Below are 15,798 nucleotides of genomic sequence, written 5' to 3' on the forward strand. Positions count from 1 at the left end.
GAGGTCAAAAATATTTGATCTGAAATCAAGTATCGGAAGTGGATTTCACCGGCGTCATGCCACGCGCGGCCGTGCGCTTTCATCCGCATGGAACACCGGCAGCACCTCTGCCGCGATCTCGGCCATCGACTCGTCGAGCGGCCGCCGGTTGCGGCGGAAATGCAGGCCGATGTGCTGCACGCCTGCGTCGCGCATGTCCGCCAGCTCCTCGATGAGCGCGAGACGCCCCGCGCGGGCGCCGAAGCGGTGCCGCTGCAGCGGTTCGTGCGGATCTTCCGCGAGGTCGAGGTGGATGAAGCTCACGTACGGTTTGTTGCCGGCCACCGCGCGCCAGTTCGCGGCGCGCTGCCTGTGGTCGTCCGGCGTGCCCGGATACGCGAGGCAGCCGTCCATGTGTTCGCCGATCCACGCGGGTGTCTGCTGCGCGAGGCCTGCGACGAGCAGCGGCAGCGGGGTGCGGGCGGCGGGCAGCACGTCGAGGCCGGGCGGCAGATGCCCGCGCGCGCCGTCGCGCAGCAGCGCGATCTGGTCGCGGAAATTCGCGCCGCGTGACGCGAAGTCACGGCCGAACAGCGGATATTCGACGGGCCGGTCGCCGCTGGCGACGCCGAGCAGCAGGCGGCCGCCGCTCAGTTCCTGGATCGTCGCGGCCGATTTCAGCGTGAGCAGCGGCTCGCGCAGCGGCAGCACGACGGCCGCCGTGCCGAGCAGGATGTCGTTCGTGATGCCGGCGAGGTAGCCGAGATACGAGAAGGTTTCGAACACTTGCGCGGCGTCGCCGAACGCGGGGTCGTACACCGGCACGTCGCGCACCCAGAGCGCGCGGAAGCCGAGCGTATCGGCCTGCTGAGCGAGCGTCGCGTGGCGCGCGAGGTCGGGTACGCCGGGGTAGCGACGGTCGTGCTGGCGCTTTGCGTTGCCGGCCGGCGACCAGTCGTTGTCGAGCGGCAGTTCGAGGCCGATGCTGAAGCTGCCGTCTGCGAGTTTGTCGAGTGCCGTGAGTGAAGTGGACATGGTCGGGTTCCGTTCAGATCGCGCGCAGGCTGCCTTCGAGCCGGTAGAAATCGAGCGACGACGCGGTGAAGAAAGACCGCGACGTGCCGGCGGCGAAATCGTCGATATGCACGACCGTCGCGCGGTCGGCTTCCTGCCACGAGATCGCGTAGGTTTCGCCGGCGATGTGCTGCCATGCGTATTCGATTTCACCCTTCGCACCCGCGTACGGGCCTTCGGTGATTTCGTAGCGCATGTGGCGGCCGTCATCGTCGTACGCGTTGAGCGCGGTGAGGCCGTCGTAGCGCACTTCGAACGTCTTGCCGGCGAACGGCGGGCGTGGGGTCGGTGCATTCATGTGTGCAAACTCCTGCGAGAAAGTGACGTTCAGTGCGCGAGCTGGACGGGCTCCGCCGTGCGTTCCGGCAGGCCCGCGCTGCGGTCGAGCCGGCCGCTCAGTGCGGTGAGTGCGAATGCGCCGAGCGTGACGGCCGCCGCGATCCACGGCGTATGGCCGAGGCCGACGTGCGCGACGATCACGCCGCCAAGTGCCGAGCCGCCCGCGACGCCGAGGTTGAATGCGGCGATGTTGAAGCCGGATGCGACGTCGGTGGCGTCGGGCGCGAAGTGGCGCGCCTGCTTGACGACGTACACCTGCAGCCCCGGCACGTTGCCGAACGCCACCGCACCCCACGCGAGCATCGTCAGCACGGCGAGCCATTTGACGTGAATCGTGAGGGTGAGCGCGAGCAGCACGATCGCGAGCAGCAGGAAGATCCGCTTGAGCGCTTTCACGGGGCCGACGGCGTCCGCGAGCTTGCCGCCCCACACGTTGCCGAACGCGACCGACACGCCGTAGCCGACGAGCACGAGGCTGACCTGCGACGGCGTGAAGCCGGCGATCTGCTCGAGCAGCGGGGCCATGTACGTGAACGCGATCAGCGAACCGCCGTAGCCGACGGCCGTCATTGCATAGACCAGCAGGAGGCGCGGCTGCGCGAGCACGCGGAACTGGCGGGCGAGCGGCGCGGGTGCCGTTTGCGGCAATCCGCGCGGCACGAAGGCCACCGCGCCGACGAACGCGACGAGGCCGAACAGCGCGACGACCAGGAACGTCGCGCGCCAGCCGAAGTGCTGGCCGATGAAGGTGCCGAGCGGAATGCCGGCGACGAACGCGACGGTCATCCCGCTGAACATCGTCGCGATCGCGCTGGCGGCCTTCTCCTTCGGCACGAGCGTGGTCGCGATGATCGAGCCGACCGAGAAGAACACGCCGTGCGCGAGGCCGGTGAGGATGCGCGCGACGATCAGCGACTCGTAGCCGGGCGCTTGCCAGGCCACGAGATTGCCGACGGTGAACAGCGCCATCAGCGCGGCGAGCAGGGTCTTGCGCGGCACGCGGCCGGTGAGCGCGGTGAGGAGCGGCGCGCCGATCGCGACGCTCAATGCGTAAAGGCTGACGAGCAGGCCGGCGGATGGCAGGCTGACGCCGAGGTCGGCGCCGATCGTCGGGATCAGCCCGACGATCACGAATTCGGTGGTACCGATGGCAAATGCGCTGATGGTCAGCGCAAGCAGGGCGAGTGGCATGATGGGTGCTCCAGGGTCCGGTGAGGATGGAGCGCAGTGTGCCGCCTTTACTTTTGCCGAAAAACAGGCCTATAAACCAAATTGTTTTGATTTGAAATCAAGAATGCAGCGATGAAGATTACGCTCGACGAACTCCAGGCCTTTGCCGCCGTGGTCGACTCCGGTTCGATCACGGCGGCCGCGCAGCAACTCGACCTCACGGTGTCGGCGACGAGCCGCACGCTCGGGCGGCTCGAGGAAAAGCTGAAGACCACGCTGCTGCGCCGGACCACGCGCCGGCTCGAACTGACCGAGGAAGGGCGCGCGTTCCTGCAGGACGCGCGCGCGATCATCGAATCGGTCGAGACGGCGGAAGAGCAGATGCTCGCGCGGCGCGAGATGCCGTCGGGGCGGCTGCGGGTGGATGCGGCGACGCCGTTCATGCTGCACGTGATCGTGCCGCTCGTGCGCGGCTACCGCGAACGCTTCCCGCAAGTCGAGCTTGAGCTGAACAGCAACGAGGGCATCATCGACCTGCTGGAGCGGCGCACCGACGTCGCGTTCCGGATCGGCCGGCTGAAGGATTCGACGCTGCACAGCCGGCGCATCGGCACCAGCCGGATCCGCATGCTCGCGAGCCCCGCGTACGTGGCGGCGCACGGCCAGCCGCGCAAGGTGGAGGATCTCGGCAAGCACACGCTGCTCGGCTTCACGCAGCCCGAATCGCTGAACGTGTGGCCGATCCTCGGCACCGACGGCGAGCCGTGCCGCATCGAGCCGGGCATCCGCTCGTCGAGCGGCGAGACGCTGCGGCAGCTCGCGCTCGACGGTGCGGGCGTGGTCTGCCTGTCGGATTTCATGACTGCGCAGGATCGCGAGGCGGGCCGGCTCGTGCAGGTGCTTGCGCGCCAGACGCTCGAGGTCGAGCAGCCGATCCACGCGGTGTACTACCGCAATACCGCGATCTCGTCGCGGATCGCGTCATTCGTCGATTACCTGATCGAAGCGCTGGGCGGCAGCGGCAATGATGCGTCGGGGCGGCGCAAGGCGGCGTCGTGGATGGAGCCGCGGTAACGGCAGCCGGGACGACGGGGCAGGTTACGCCCCGTGCGGTTCGATGCGGGATTTGACGTGCGATCCGGCGTACCCCACTGGGGCACGCCGTCACGTGGTGGTTACGCCTCTTCGGACCACGACATCCCGTCGCGCGCGAGCAGCGCCGACGAAGCCGCGGGCCCGAACGTGCCGGCCGTGTACAGGCGCGGCCGGTCGCCGAGCTGCTTCCAGCCGTCGAGGATCGGCTCGACCCACGACCACGCGGCCTCGAGCTCGTCGCGGCGCATGAAGTGCGTGAGGCGGCCGCGGATCACGTCGATCAGCAAACGCTCGTACGCTTCCGCGCGCCGCTCCGGAATCGCCTGCTGCAGGTCGAGGTTCAGGCTCACGGGCACCATGTTCATCCCGCTGCCCGGTTCCTTCGCGAGCATCTGCAGCTGGATCGACTCTTCCGGCTGGAGCTGGATCACGAGACGGTTGCTGTAATGGCGCGGGCCGGTCGGGATGATCGAGAACGGCATGTCCGCGAACTCGATCACGATTTCCGACTGGCGGCGCTGCAGCCGCTTGCCGGTGCGCAGGAAGAACGGCACGTTTGCCCAGCGCCAGTTGTTGATGTGCGCGCGCAGCGCGACGAAGGTTTCCGCGCGGCTGTCGGCCGGCACGTTGTCTTCCTCGAGATAGCCTTTCACCGGCTGGCCGTCGACCGCGCCGGCCGTGTACTGGCCGCGCACCGTGTCGCGCGCGACGTCGGCCACCGCCATCGGCCGCAGCGAGCGCAGCACCTTCAGCTTCTCGTCGCGCACCGCGTCCGGGTCGAGCGACACCGGCGGCTCCATCGCGACGATGCACAGCAGTTGCAGCAGGTGGTTCTGCACCATGTCGCGCAGCGCGCCGGTATGGTCGTAGAAGCCCGCGCGGCTGCCGACCCCCACCGTCTCCGCCACCGTGATCTGCACGCTGCGGATGCTCGGCGCCTGCCACAGCGGCCCGAAGATCGGGTTGCCGAAGCGCAGCACCATCAGGTTCTGCACGGTTTCCTTGCCGAGATAGTGGTCGATCCGATAGATCTGCGATTCCTCGAAGTGCTTGCCGACCGCATCGTTGATCGCCTTCGCGGACGCGAGATCGTGGCCGAGCGGCTTTTCGAGGACGACGCGCGAGTGCTTGTCGACGAGGTGCGCGGCCGACAGGTTGTCGCAGATGGTGGTGAACAGCTCCGGCGACGTCGACAGGTAGAACACGCGGATCGCGTCGCCGCGCGCCGCTTCCGCGAGCCGCAGGTAGTCGTCCGGTGCGTTCACGTCGATCAGCACGTACTTGAACAGGTCGAGGAAACGGCTCCAGGCCGCGGGATCGAACGCCTTTTCGTCGATGAACGGGCGCGACTGCTCGTCCATGAACTTGCGATAGCCGTCGATGCCCCAGTCGCGGCGGCCGACCGCGATGATGCGCGTCTCGGGCGGAAGGTTGCAGTGCAGGTGCGCCATGTACAGCGCGGGCAACAGCTTGCGGGCGGCCAGGTCGCCGCCGCCGCCGAAGATGATCATGTCGACGGGCCGGTCGGCCGCGGTCTGGGTAGGCTGATTCGTCATGGGAGGTTCGCGGTTTGAAACGGGGAACGTGAAACGAACGTCGAGGCACCAGGCGCCGATACTTGAACGCACCAGTACGTGAAAACGCTAATAGTGCACGGTTTTGATGGATTGCGTGTGGGTTCCCCCGGATGTAACAGCACTTGCATGCCGTATGATCGCTCCATTATGATTGAGCGCTCACTCATTAAAGGAATCGAACGTGGCCCGACCGCGCAGTCCCGACAAGCACGAAGCCATCCTCGCCGCGGCCGCACGCGCGCTCGCCGAGGACGGCGCGAGTGCGACGACCGCGCGTATCGCGCGGCTCGCCGGCGTGGCGGAAGGCACGGTATTCACGTACTTCGAGACCAAGGACGCGTTGCTGAATGCGCTGTACGTGAGCCTGAAGGCGGACATGCGCGACGCGATGATGACCGGCTTTCCGGAGCACGCGCCGGCCGAGCAGGCCGTGCGGCATGCATGGAACGGCTACGTGTCGTGGGGTGTCGCCAATCCGGACGGCCGGCGCGCGCTGCGGCAGCTCGGCGTGAGCGGCCGCATCGATGACGTGCATCGGGCGGTCGGCGCTGAAGGTTTCGGCGGAATCGGTGCGCTGCTGCGCGAGCAGGTCGCCGCGACGGGTGGGCTGAACCACGACGAAGCGCATGCGTTCTGCTCGGCGCTGTTTACGTCGATCGCGGAAACCGCGATGGAGTCGATCTCGCGCGATCCGGCGCGGGCCGATGCGTATCGTGAAGCCGGGTTTCGCGCGCTGTGGGCCGTGTTGCACGCGGTGTGAGTCAGGGAGGGCCCATCGCGGCGCGTGGGATGACGCGCGTCGCGATGGCGGGCAGCGAGTGGGGAGCAGGGCGATGCAGGTCATGAACGATCGATTCATCGCCTATTTTAATGAGTGAGTAATCAGTCATTTTTTGGTTTTATCACGATCAAGGAGCACGACATGTCGAAAGTCTGGTTGGTAACGGGTGCCGCCCGCGGCTTGGGGCGAGCGATTTCCGAAGCGGTGCTGGCGGCGGGCGACCGGCTGGTGGCCGGCGCACGCGACTCCGCGCGGCTCGCGGATCTGGTGGAGCGGTACGGCGATCGATTGCTGCCGGTCGCGCTCGACGTGACCGATGAAGCGGCCGCCGCGGACGCGGTGACGGCCGCCCGCGACGCGTTCGGCCGCATCGACGTACTCGTGAACAACGCCGGCTACGGTCATACGGCGCCCTTCGAGCAGATGGCCGCTGACGATTTCCGCGACCAGATCGAAACGAACCTGTTCGGGGTGATCAACCTCACGCGCGCGGTGCTGCCGACGATGCGCGCACAGCGCGCGGGGCACATCTTCCAGGTGTCGTCGGTGGGCGGTCGCACGGCGACGCCCGGGTTGTCCGCGTATCAGGCCGCGAAGTGGGCGGTCGGCGGATTCAGCGACGTGCTCGCGAAGGAAGCCGCACCGTTCGGCGTGCGCGTGTGCACGCTGGAGCCCGGCGGCATGCGTACCGAATGGGCCGCGCAGGCGAAGCGTGAAGTCGACGGGCTGCTGCCCGACTATCGGCCGTCGGTTGGGAAAATGCTCGACATGCTCGGCGCATACGGCGGCCACGAGGTCGGCGATCCGGCGCGGATCGCGGCGCTGATCGTCGAACTGTCGCGCCGCGACGACGTGCCGATGCGCCTGCTGCTCGGCGGCGATGCGCTGTTCGTCTGCGAGCAGGCGGAAGCGCAGCGTGCGGAAGAGGCGGCGCGGTGGCGCGACACGACGTTGTCGACGATGTTCCCGGACGCGAAGCTACCGGACGGGCTGCAGACGTTGAAGCAGGTCGGGTAGGCGTGACGGTCGCGGCGGCGTCGGCGGCGCGCACCCGTGCCGTGCCCGCCTTGCGCCGGTGCTTGCGATGGCCGTTCGAAGACCGGGCGTGCGTACACCCGGATCGCCCAGCCGTCGCCAGCTCAACGCCCGAGCGCGTAAAACTCCGCGTTCGGCCGCATGTTCGTCACGTTCGCGATGCGGTTCGACATCCCGAAGAACGCCGAGATCGCCGCGATATCCCACGCGTCCTCGTCGCTGAAGCCATGCGACTTCAGCGTGTCGAAATCTGCTTCGCCGACCTGGTGCGCGGCCTGCGACACCTTCATCGCGAAGTCCAGCATCGCCTTCTGCCGGGCAGTGATGTCGGCCTTGCGGTAGTTGGTGGCGACCTGGTCGGCGATCAGCGGATCCTTCGCGCGAATCCGCAGGATCGCCCCGTGCGCGATCACGCAGTACTGACACTGGTTCACGGCGCTGGTGGCCACGACGATCATTTCACGTTCGGCCTTGCTGAGATTGCCCGGCTTGTCCATCAGCGCGTCGTGGTACGCCATGAACGCGCGAAACTCGTCCGGGCGATGCGCCAGCGTCAGGAACACGTTCGGGATGAAGCCCGACTTTTCCTGGACGGCTGTGATGCGTTCGCGTATGTCCTCGGGCAAGTCTTCGAGCGCGGGCACGGGAAAGCGGCTGATGGGTGCGGTGTTTGCGGCAGTCATGAGGTCTCCTTGATAACGTGGCGCGGGCGTACTCGACGCGCGAGCCGCCGTCCGATTGAAGAGGCGCGGGTGGTCGGCAGCGGCGTCACGCGTTCACGTCGACGACGATGCGGCCGCGCACCTTGCCGTTGATCAGTTCCGCAGCCAGCGGGATGACCTCGCTCAGGCCGACCTGACGACCGATGGCGCCCAGCTTCTCGACGTCGAGGTCGGAGGCGAGCCGGCGCCAGGCCTCCAGCCGCTCGACGCGCGGGCACATCACGCTGTCGATCCCGACGAGCGTGACGCCGCGCAGGATGAACGGCGCGACGGTCGCGGGGAAATCCATGCCGGCGGCGAGGCCGCAGGCCGTCACGACGCCGCGGTAGCGCGTGGTCGCGCACACGTTGGCGAGCACGTGGCTGCCCGCCACGTCGACGGCGCCGGCCCAGCGTTCCTTGCCGAGCGGCTTGCCGGGCTCGCTGAATTGCGATCGCTCCAGGATCTCCGCCGCGCCGAGCTGCCGCAGGTAGTCGGCATCGGCGGGGCGGCCCGTTACCGCGACGACGCGGTATCCCAGCTTGGCGAGGATAGCGGTGGCGACGCTGCCCACCCCGCCTGCCGCGCCGGTCACCACGATCTCGCCGTCATCCGGGCGCACGCCGTGCCGCTCGAGTGCCATCACGCACAGCATCGCGGTGTAGCCGGCCGTGCCGATGGCCATCGCCTGTTGCGGCGAAAACGCGGACGGCAGCGGCACCAGCCAGTCGCCGTCGACCCGCGCCTTCTGCGCGAGGCCGCCCCAGTGCGTTTCGCCGACGCCCCAGCCGTTGAGCACGACCTGATCGCCGGGGCGGTAATCCGGGTGCGTGCTCGCTTCGACTTCGCCGACCAGATCGATGCCCGGCACCATCGGGAACTTGCGCACGACCGGGCTCTTGCCGGTGATCGCCAGCCCGTCCTTGTAGTTCAGCGTCGAATAGCCCACGCGGATCGTCACGTTGCCGGCGGGCAACTGCGCGTCCTCCAGCGTATGCAGCCGCGCGTGCTGGCCGGTTTCGTCCTTGTCGATCACGATGCCCTGGAACATGCGTCCTCCTTTTTAGACCGATCGTCTAATAAATGGTAAAAAAATTCAGCGGCGAGGCAATCCATTGAAGAAAAACTGCGCGAACAGCACGAGCGGCGAGTCGCTGCGTTCGAGCTTCGCGCGCAGCACCGCGCCTTCCCAGCCGATCCAGAAGAACGCGGCCAGCTCGGCGGGGTCGGCCGAATCCGCCAGCTCGTCCGCCTGCTGCGCGGCGCGCAGGCATTCGGCCAGACGGTGCTGCCAGTCTTCGAACGTCGCACGCAGACGTGCGCGGAAGCTTTCCGGCAGCGTGCCCATTTCCTGTCCGAGGTTGCCGATCAGGCAGCCGCGGCTGTATGCATGGCGGGCCATGCCGTCGCGGGCGTCGTCGACGAACGCGCGCACGCGCGCCAGCGGCGAGCGTTCTGGCTGGCTGAAATGGCGGTCGAGCTTGCGGGCGAAGAACTCGGCGTAGCGGTCGATCAGTTCGAGGCCGAACGCTTCCTTGCTGTCGAAGTAGTGATAGAAGGAGCCCTTCGGCACGCCGGCGCGCCCGAGGATCTCGTCGAGCCCGGTGGCGGAAAAGCCCTTTTCGGTGAGGATCTCGAGCCCGGTGCGCAGCAGCATGTCACGCGTGGCGACGAGGTCGTCGTGCTGCTTGGGTGGCCTGCCGCGGCGGCGAGGCGGATCGATTCGAGCGTCCATGTCGGAATAATAGACCGTTCGTCTCAAAAATCAACAGGACCTGAATCGTCCGTACTAACCCTGATTAAAAAACCTTATCACGGTGAAAAATTCCGTATCTTATTGAACCGATATCGGCTGGATATAGTGGCTCGCTTTCCCGCACGCACCCGTTGCGTGCGCAGACAAACAGCCGGAGCCCCTTGATGTCCACCGATACCCGATTCACCGAAGTCGAGGATCTGATGCCCGCCGCCGGCGGGTTGCGCGAGATCCGTCACCACATCCATCACCACCCCGAACTCGCGTACGAAGAGCACGACACGGCCGCGCTCGTCGCCGAGAAGCTCGAACAGTGGGGCTGGCAGGTGACGCGCGGGGTCGGCAAGACGGGTGTGGTCGGCACGCTGCGCGTGGGCGACGGCACGCGCAGCATCGGCATTCGCGCCGACATGGATGCGTTGCCGATCGTCGAGGCGACGGGGCTGCCCTACGCGAGCGGCACGCACGGCAAGATGCACGCGTGCGGCCACGACGGCCACACGACGATGCTGCTCGGCGCCGCGCAGCATCTCGCGAAGACACGCAATTTCTCCGGCACCGTGCACCTGTATTTCCAGCCGGCGGAAGAGCACGGCGTCGATAGCGGCGCGAAGAAGATGATCGACGACGGCCTGTTCGAGCGCTTCCCGTGCGATGCCGTATTCGGCATGCACAACCATCCGGGCGCGGCACCCGGCGTATTCCTCACGCGGCGCGGCCCGTTCATGTCGGCCGGCGACAAGGCGATCATCACGATCGAAGGCGTCGGCGGCCACGCGGCCCGGCCGCACCTGACGGTCGACCCGGTGGTCGTGGCGGCGAGCATCGTGATGGCGCTGCAGACGATCGTCGCGCGCAACGTCGACCCCGCGCAGCCGGCGGTCGTCACGGTCGGCTCGATGCATGCGGGCACTGCGAACAACGTGATCCCGAACGGCGCGCGTCTCGAACTCAGCGTGCGCTCGTTCAGCCCCGATGTGCGCGCGCTGCTCAAGCGCCGCATCACCGAGCTGGCCGAAACGCAGGCTGCGAGCTATGGCGCGAGCGCGAACGTCGAATACATCGAAGGCTATCCGGTCGTCGTCAATACGGATGCCGAAACGGATTTCGCCGCGCAGGTGGCGCGCGAACTCGTCGGCGACGCGCACGTGGTCGAGCAGACCGACCTGCTGATGGGCAGCGAGGATTTCGCATTCATGCTGCAGCAGCGGCCGGGCTCGTTCGTGCGGCTCGGCAACGGCGAAGGCGAGGACGGCTGCATGGTGCACAACCCGAAATACGACTTCAACGATCGCAACCTGCCGATCGGTGCGGCGTACTGGACGCGTCTCGTGGAGCGTTACCTGGGGCAGTGATGCCGGCGGCGGGGCGAGCGGCCGGCGCTTCCGGTCGCATTGAGAAGGGACGATAACCATGCAGAAAGACCATCTCGCGCTGCACCCCGCGTCGACGGGGGCTGCCGAAGCCAGCGCACTGGCCGTCACGCGGCGCGGTGCGATCGCGGCGGCCGTGATCGGCAACTGGCTCGAATTTTTCGATTTCACCGTGTACGGCTTCTTCGCGGTGCTGATCGGCAAGCTGTTCTTCCCGTCGAGCGATCCGACCACGTCGCTGCTGCTGTCGGTCGCCACGTTCGCGGCCGGCTTCTTCACGCGGCCGCTCGGCAGCGTCGTGCTCGGCGTCTATGCGGACCGCAAGGGGCGCAAGGCCGCGTTGAACCTGACGATCATGCTGATGGCGCTCGGCACGGGCCTGATCGCGATCGCGCCGACCTATGCGCAGGTGGGCGTGGCCGCGCCGCTGCTGGTCGTGTTCGCGCGGCTGATGCAGGGCTTCTCGCAGGGCGGGGAATTCGGTGCGGCGACGTCGACGCTGCTCGAACAGGGTGGCACGTCGCGCCGCGCGTTCCGCGCGAGCTGGCAGCTTGCGACGCAGGGCGGCGCCGCGCTGATGGGTTCGGGCTTCGCGGCGCTGCTGTCGAACACGATGACCAGGGACGCGCTGGAGAGCTGGGGGTGGCGGTTACCGTTCCTCGTCGGCGTGCTGATCGCGCCGGTCGGCATGTACCTGCGCCGCCGGCTCGCCGACGATGCGCCCGGCGGCAGCCATCACGGCATCGAACGCGGCGTGCTGCACGAGCTGTTCTCGAAGCACACGCGCACGGTGCTGCTGCTGATGCTCACGGTGATGGGCGGCACGGTGTCGACCTACATCCTGACGTTCTACATGCCGACCTATGCGATCCACACGCTCGGCCTGCCGATGAAACTGTCGATGTTCGTCGGCGTCGCGTCGGGCTGCGTGATGCTGGTCACGTGCCCGCTGTTCGGCTGGCTGTCGGACAAGCTCGGCAGCCGGCGCCTGCCGATCTTCGTCGGCCGCGGCGTGCTGGTCGCGCTGCTGTTCCCGGCGTTCTGGCTGATGAACCATCACCCGACGCTGTCGGTGATTCTGCCGCTGACCGCGCTGATGCTGCTGTTCTATTCGCTCGGCTCGGCGTCGGAAATGGCGCTGATGTGCGAGTCGCTGCCGCGCCAAGTGCGCGCGACCGGCATCTCGATCGCGTATGCGCTCGCGGTGACGATCTTCGGCGGCACCGCGCAGCTGATCGCGACCTGGCTCGTGAAGACGAGCGGCAGCAAGCTCGCGCCGGCCGGCTACGTGGCTGTATGCGTGGTGCTGTCGCTGATCGCGGTGGCGATGCTGCGCGAGACGGCGCGGGATTCGATGGACTGACGCGCGGCGCGGCGCAGCACGACGGGCGGCAAACGGTCATATGCGCTTACCGCCCGCGCACCACCCTCAGGTACGACGCGAGCATCGTCGCGAGTTCCTGCGCGGCCGGCGTGAGCGGCACGGCCGCGCGTTGCAGAAGGCAGATGTCCTGCGATTCGGCCTGTTCGCGCACGGGCACCTTCGCGAGCGCACCGGCAAACGGCCCGTGCCGCGTCACGGCTTCTGTTTCAAGCGACAGGCAATCGGTCTGCGTGACGAGTTGCAGCGTCTCGAACATCCCTTCGACGGTGGCGAGGATCTTCGGCGGCGGCAGGCCGTGCACGTCGAAGTACGCGAGCAGCCGGTTGACGACGGGGTCCGCGCTCAGGTTCGGCGAGCGGGTCGACACCCACGCGTAGCCGGCCAGTTCGGCGAGCGATTGCGCGTGCATCGCCGGGTGCCCGTTGCGGCACACGACCACCGGCGCCGACGTACGCAGCGGCGTGACCGCGAGATCGGTCGTGTCGGTCTGCTTCGCGACGAGCGCGATCGCGAAATCCACCGCGCTTTCCCGCAGCCAGCCAATCATCATCCGCGACGTGCCGGTGCGCAGATGCACGTCGACCTTGTCGAAGCGCGCGCGGAACGCGCTCAGCACCGGCGCGAACGCGTCGATCAGCGGCTCGGCCACGAGGCCGAGCGTGACGGTGCCTTCGTACGCGCCGCTCAGTTGCCGGATCTCCCGCTCGACCTGCTCGCATTCGCCGAGGATCGAACCGGAGCGCGCGAGCAGCCGCTGGCCGACGGCCGTCGGCACGATCCCGCGATTGGTGCGCGTGAACAGCGTCGCGCCGAGCGTCGCCTCGAGGCTCTGCAGCTGCTGCGTGACGCCGCTCTGCGCGAGATCGAGCGCGCGTGCGGCGGCGCGCAGGCTGCCGTGCTCGACGACGGCCTGGAAGATGCGGAGCTGGGAGAGCGTGAACGCCATGGGCAAGCGCGGGGCCGGTGATCGGGAAAAGTGATCATGATAAGGCAGCGGGCGATTCCGGCGGCGGCGCGTGCGCACTACGATCGCAGGCAGTCCGGCTCGTGCCGTTTGCCCATCGTCCTGCCCTTCGTCGACCATGAAACGTACTCTCCTTCCGCTCGTTTCCTTGTGCCTTGCGTTCGCGGCCGGCGCCGCACACGCACTCGATGCGCGCCCCGTGCGCCTCGGCATCGATCCGACCTATCCGCCGATGGATTCGAAGGCGCCCGACGGCAGCCTGAAGGGCTTCGACGTCGATCTGGGCAACGAGATCTGCCGCCGCGCGCAGTTGCGCTGCCAGTGGGTCGAACTCGAATTCTCCGGGATGATTCCCGCACTGCAGGCGCGGAAGATCGACGCGATCCTGTCGTCGATGGCGATCACCGGGAAGCGCGAGAAGCAGATCCTGTTCTCGTCGAAGCTGTTCCGCTTCAAGTCGCGGCTCGTCGCGCGGCCCGGCAGCGGCGTCGACAGCACGACCGCGTCGCTTGCGGGCAAGCGCGTCGGCGTGCAGTCGGGCACGCAGTTCGAATCGTGGGCGCTCGCGCACTGGGCGCCGGCCGGCGTCAGCGTGGTGCCGTACAAGAGCCAGGACGACGTGTTCGCCGATCTCGTCAACGGCCGCCTCGACGCGGCGCTGCTGGGCACGGTGGAAGCCGACTACGGCTTCCTGCGCACGCCGAAGGGCAACGGTTTCGCGTTCGTCGGTGCGCCGCTCGACATGGGCGATCGCGGCGTGGGCATCGGCATGCGGCAGTCGGATACGGCGCTCAAGGCGTCGATCGACGGCGCGATCGCATCGATGCTGAAGGACGGCACGTACGACCGGATCGCGAAGAAGTATTTCGACTTCAACCCGTACGGCGATTGAGCGCCGGGCGACCTCGACGTTTCACCCGCTTCTTCGTTTTCATTTCGTTCGAGACCATCGATGCAGATTCGCACCACGCCGCTCCTGTCGCCGTCGATCGGCACGCAGCGCACGCTGACGAGCTTTCATTTCGGGCCGGCCGACACCGGCCGCAAGATCTACCTGCAGGCCGCGCTGCACGCGGACGAGACACCCGCGATGCTCGCGGCGTTCGTGCTGAAGCAGCGTCTCGCGCAGCTCGATGCCGACGGCCGGCTGGCGGCCGAGATCGTGCTCGTGCCGGTCGCGAATCCGGTCGGCCTCAATCATCATCTGCTCGGGCAGTTCATCGGTCGTTTCGATCTGGCGAGCGGCCGCAACTTCAATCGCGGCTTCCTGCCGCTCGCGGAAATCGCCGCGCGTGCGCACGACCGGCTAGGCGACGACGGCGAACGCAATCGCGCGATCGTGCGCGAATGCGTCGGCGTGGCGCTCGACGAGATCGCGCCGCGTACGGAGTTCGATTCACTGCAGCTGGCGCTGCTGAAGCTGTCGCTCGACGCCGATGTGGTGATCGACCTGCATTGTTCGCTCGAAGCGGTGATGCACGTGTACACGAGCGATACCGCATGGCCGGAAGTCGAGCCGCTCGCGCGTTATCTCGGCTCGGAGGTGTCGCTGCTCGCCGAGGATTCGGGCGGGCATGCGTTCGACGATGCGCATCACCTGCTGTGGACGCAGTTGCGGCAGCACTTGCCGGCGGGCACGCCGATGGCGGCCGGCACCGTGGCCGTGACGGTCGAGTGCCGTGGCCAGCGCGACGTGACGTACGACCATGCGGAACGCGATGCCGATGCGCTCGTCGACTATCTCGTATGGCGCGGTGCGGTGCAGGGCGAACGCAAGCCGCTGCCGCCGCTCGCCGCGCCGGCCACGCCGCTGGCAGGCAGCGAGCAGTTCCATGCGCCGGTGAGCGGGATCCTCGTACACCGCGCGGCGATCGGCGCGACGATCTGCGCCGGCGATCCGCTGTTCGACATCGTCGATCCGCTGACGGACAAGATCACGACGATCTCGAGCGCGACCGATGGCGTGTTCTATATGCGCCGCGCGATCCGGTTCGTCACGGCCGGCGCGCCGCTCGGCCGCGTGACGGGCACGGTGCCGGTGCGAACGGGGATGCTGCTCGGTGCGTAACGATGCCGTGTCCGACGGATTCGGAGCGCAATTTCGTTCCTGTCAAATTGAACGGGCGTACGCATGCCCGTAAATTGAGCGACGCGGAGTTCGCTCCGTGTTTTGCAAGAAGGATGTTGCAGAGCGATTGGAGTTTTGCGGGCGGCCTGTGCCGCCCGTTTTTTTATTTCACTGCGACGACGGTTCGGCAGCACGCCGATGTCGGCGCCGTTGACGGAAGATGACGGCGGTGGCCTCGCCGTGAAGAATTTTCGCCCCGTGGTGCAGATTGCCGTCACCTTTCCTGACGAGCAGATTGTCGTATCGCTGATGCGACAATTGAGCTGGACACATTGGGACGGTCTTGGGTTCGGTCGTCGGAACTTGCAGCAGAACCGATCATTCTTCTGAGCCACGCCAATCCGCCAGACAGTGTCTGGCGAATCGTCCCCGGCACCGGTACAGTCGAGAAGGCTCGACGAACAGGCACAGCGCTTCACGCCACCGTGGTCTGCCTATGTGC

Annotated in this window: 16 protein-coding genes; 8 read left to right on the top strand and 8 right to left on the bottom strand. The window is 67.3% G+C overall.

What is annotated here, in order from left to right:
• Positions 1–54: 54 nt before the first annotated feature.
• The 3 genes from C5O79_RS17895 to C5O79_RS17905 are packed head-to-tail and all read right to left on the bottom strand — an operon-like array spanning position 55 to position 2,583.
• Positions 55–1,014: an LLM class oxidoreductase gene (locus C5O79_RS17895; RefSeq protein ID WP_122476962.1), complete on the bottom strand. Its 960-nt coding sequence runs from the start codon at positions 1,012–1,014 to the stop codon at positions 55–57.
• A gap of 13 nt (positions 1,015–1,027) precedes the next feature.
• Complete coding sequence (locus C5O79_RS17900) at positions 1,028–1,351, bottom strand: adenylate cyclase (protein WP_122476959.1); 324 nt, start codon at positions 1,349–1,351, stop codon at positions 1,028–1,030.
• 29 nt (positions 1,352–1,380) lie between these two features.
• Entirely contained in the window at positions 1,381–2,583 is a 1,203-nt protein-coding gene (locus C5O79_RS17905) for an MFS transporter (protein ID WP_122476957.1), read from the bottom strand.
• A gap of 111 nt (positions 2,584–2,694) precedes the next feature.
• Here C5O79_RS17905 and C5O79_RS17910 point away from each other — a divergent pair, with 111 nt between their 5' ends.
• Positions 2,695–3,636 (top strand): LysR family transcriptional regulator, encoded by a 942-nt coding sequence (locus C5O79_RS17910; RefSeq protein WP_122476954.1) that lies wholly within the window; start codon positions 2,695–2,697, stop codon positions 3,634–3,636.
• A gap of 101 nt (positions 3,637–3,737) precedes the next feature.
• Here C5O79_RS17910 and zwf read toward each other — a convergent pair whose 3' ends face one another.
• Positions 3,738–5,213 carry a glucose-6-phosphate dehydrogenase gene (gene zwf / locus C5O79_RS17915; RefSeq protein ID WP_046548629.1) on the bottom strand — a complete coding sequence of 492 codons (1,476 nt, stop codon included), beginning with the start codon at positions 5,211–5,213 and terminating at the stop codon, positions 3,738–3,740.
• Between the two features lie 202 nt (positions 5,214–5,415).
• Between zwf and C5O79_RS17920 the strand changes: the two genes are divergently transcribed.
• Positions 5,416–5,994 carry a TetR/AcrR family transcriptional regulator gene (locus tag C5O79_RS17920; protein WP_124617357.1) on the top strand — a complete coding sequence of 193 codons (579 nt, stop codon included), beginning with the start codon at positions 5,416–5,418 and terminating at the stop codon, positions 5,992–5,994.
• Positions 5,995–6,156: 162 nt separating this feature from the next.
• A complete protein-coding gene (locus C5O79_RS17925) occupies positions 6,157–7,032 on the top strand; it encodes an SDR family NAD(P)-dependent oxidoreductase (RefSeq protein ID WP_047851263.1) in 876 nt (291 codons plus the stop codon).
• Between the two features lie 122 nt (positions 7,033–7,154).
• Here C5O79_RS17925 and C5O79_RS17930 read toward each other — a convergent pair whose 3' ends face one another.
• The 3 genes from C5O79_RS17930 to C5O79_RS17940 all read right to left on the bottom strand — a co-directional run bounded on the left by C5O79_RS17930 (position 7,155) and on the right by C5O79_RS17940 (position 9,486).
• Entirely contained in the window at positions 7,155–7,733 is a 579-nt protein-coding gene (locus C5O79_RS17930) for a peroxidase-related enzyme (protein ID WP_122476952.1), read from the bottom strand.
• Positions 7,734–7,818: 85 nt separating this feature from the next.
• Positions 7,819–8,802: an MDR family oxidoreductase gene (locus C5O79_RS17935; protein WP_122476949.1), complete on the bottom strand. Its 984-nt coding sequence runs from the start codon at positions 8,800–8,802 to the stop codon at positions 7,819–7,821.
• Positions 8,803–8,847: 45 nt separating this feature from the next.
• Positions 8,848–9,486, bottom strand: coding sequence for a TetR/AcrR family transcriptional regulator (locus tag C5O79_RS17940; protein ID WP_131931531.1), 639 nt, complete (start codon positions 9,484–9,486; stop codon positions 8,848–8,850).
• 185 nt (positions 9,487–9,671) lie between these two features.
• Between C5O79_RS17940 and C5O79_RS17945 the strand changes: the two genes are divergently transcribed.
• The gene (locus tag C5O79_RS17945; RefSeq protein WP_122476945.1) at positions 9,672–10,862 is read left to right on the top strand and encodes a M20 aminoacylase family protein; all 1,191 of its coding nucleotides are present in this window, start codon (positions 9,672–9,674) and stop codon (positions 10,860–10,862) included.
• A gap of 58 nt (positions 10,863–10,920) precedes the next feature.
• Positions 10,921–12,243 (top strand): MFS transporter, encoded by a 1,323-nt coding sequence (locus C5O79_RS17950; RefSeq protein WP_122476942.1) that lies wholly within the window; start codon positions 10,921–10,923, stop codon positions 12,241–12,243.
• 46 nt (positions 12,244–12,289) lie between these two features.
• Here the strand turns inward: C5O79_RS17950 and C5O79_RS17955 are convergent, their stop codons facing one another.
• A complete protein-coding gene (locus C5O79_RS17955) occupies positions 12,290–13,210 on the bottom strand; it encodes a LysR family transcriptional regulator (RefSeq protein WP_059680344.1) in 921 nt (306 codons plus the stop codon).
• 136 nt (positions 13,211–13,346) lie between these two features.
• Here C5O79_RS17955 and C5O79_RS17960 point away from each other — a divergent pair, with 136 nt between their 5' ends.
• From C5O79_RS17960 to C5O79_RS38585, 3 genes are all read left to right on the top strand, one after another.
• Positions 13,347–14,120 (top strand): transporter substrate-binding domain-containing protein, encoded by a 774-nt coding sequence (locus tag C5O79_RS17960; protein ID WP_131931533.1) that lies wholly within the window; start codon positions 13,347–13,349, stop codon positions 14,118–14,120.
• Positions 14,121–14,180: 60 nt separating this feature from the next.
• Complete coding sequence (locus C5O79_RS17965; protein WP_131931535.1) at positions 14,181–15,296, top strand: succinylglutamate desuccinylase/aspartoacylase family protein; 1,116 nt, start codon at positions 14,181–14,183, stop codon at positions 15,294–15,296.
• A 198-nt stretch (positions 15,297–15,494) separates the two neighbouring features.
• Positions 15,495–15,686 (top strand): hypothetical protein, encoded by a 192-nt coding sequence (locus tag C5O79_RS38585; protein WP_071331901.1) that lies wholly within the window; start codon positions 15,495–15,497, stop codon positions 15,684–15,686.
• Positions 15,687–15,798 lie beyond the last annotated feature (112 nt).

Source organism: Burkholderia sp. SRS-25, from assembly GCF_004343765.1.
GTDB classification, from domain to species: Bacteria; Pseudomonadota; Gammaproteobacteria; order Burkholderiales; family Burkholderiaceae; genus Burkholderia; species Burkholderia contaminans.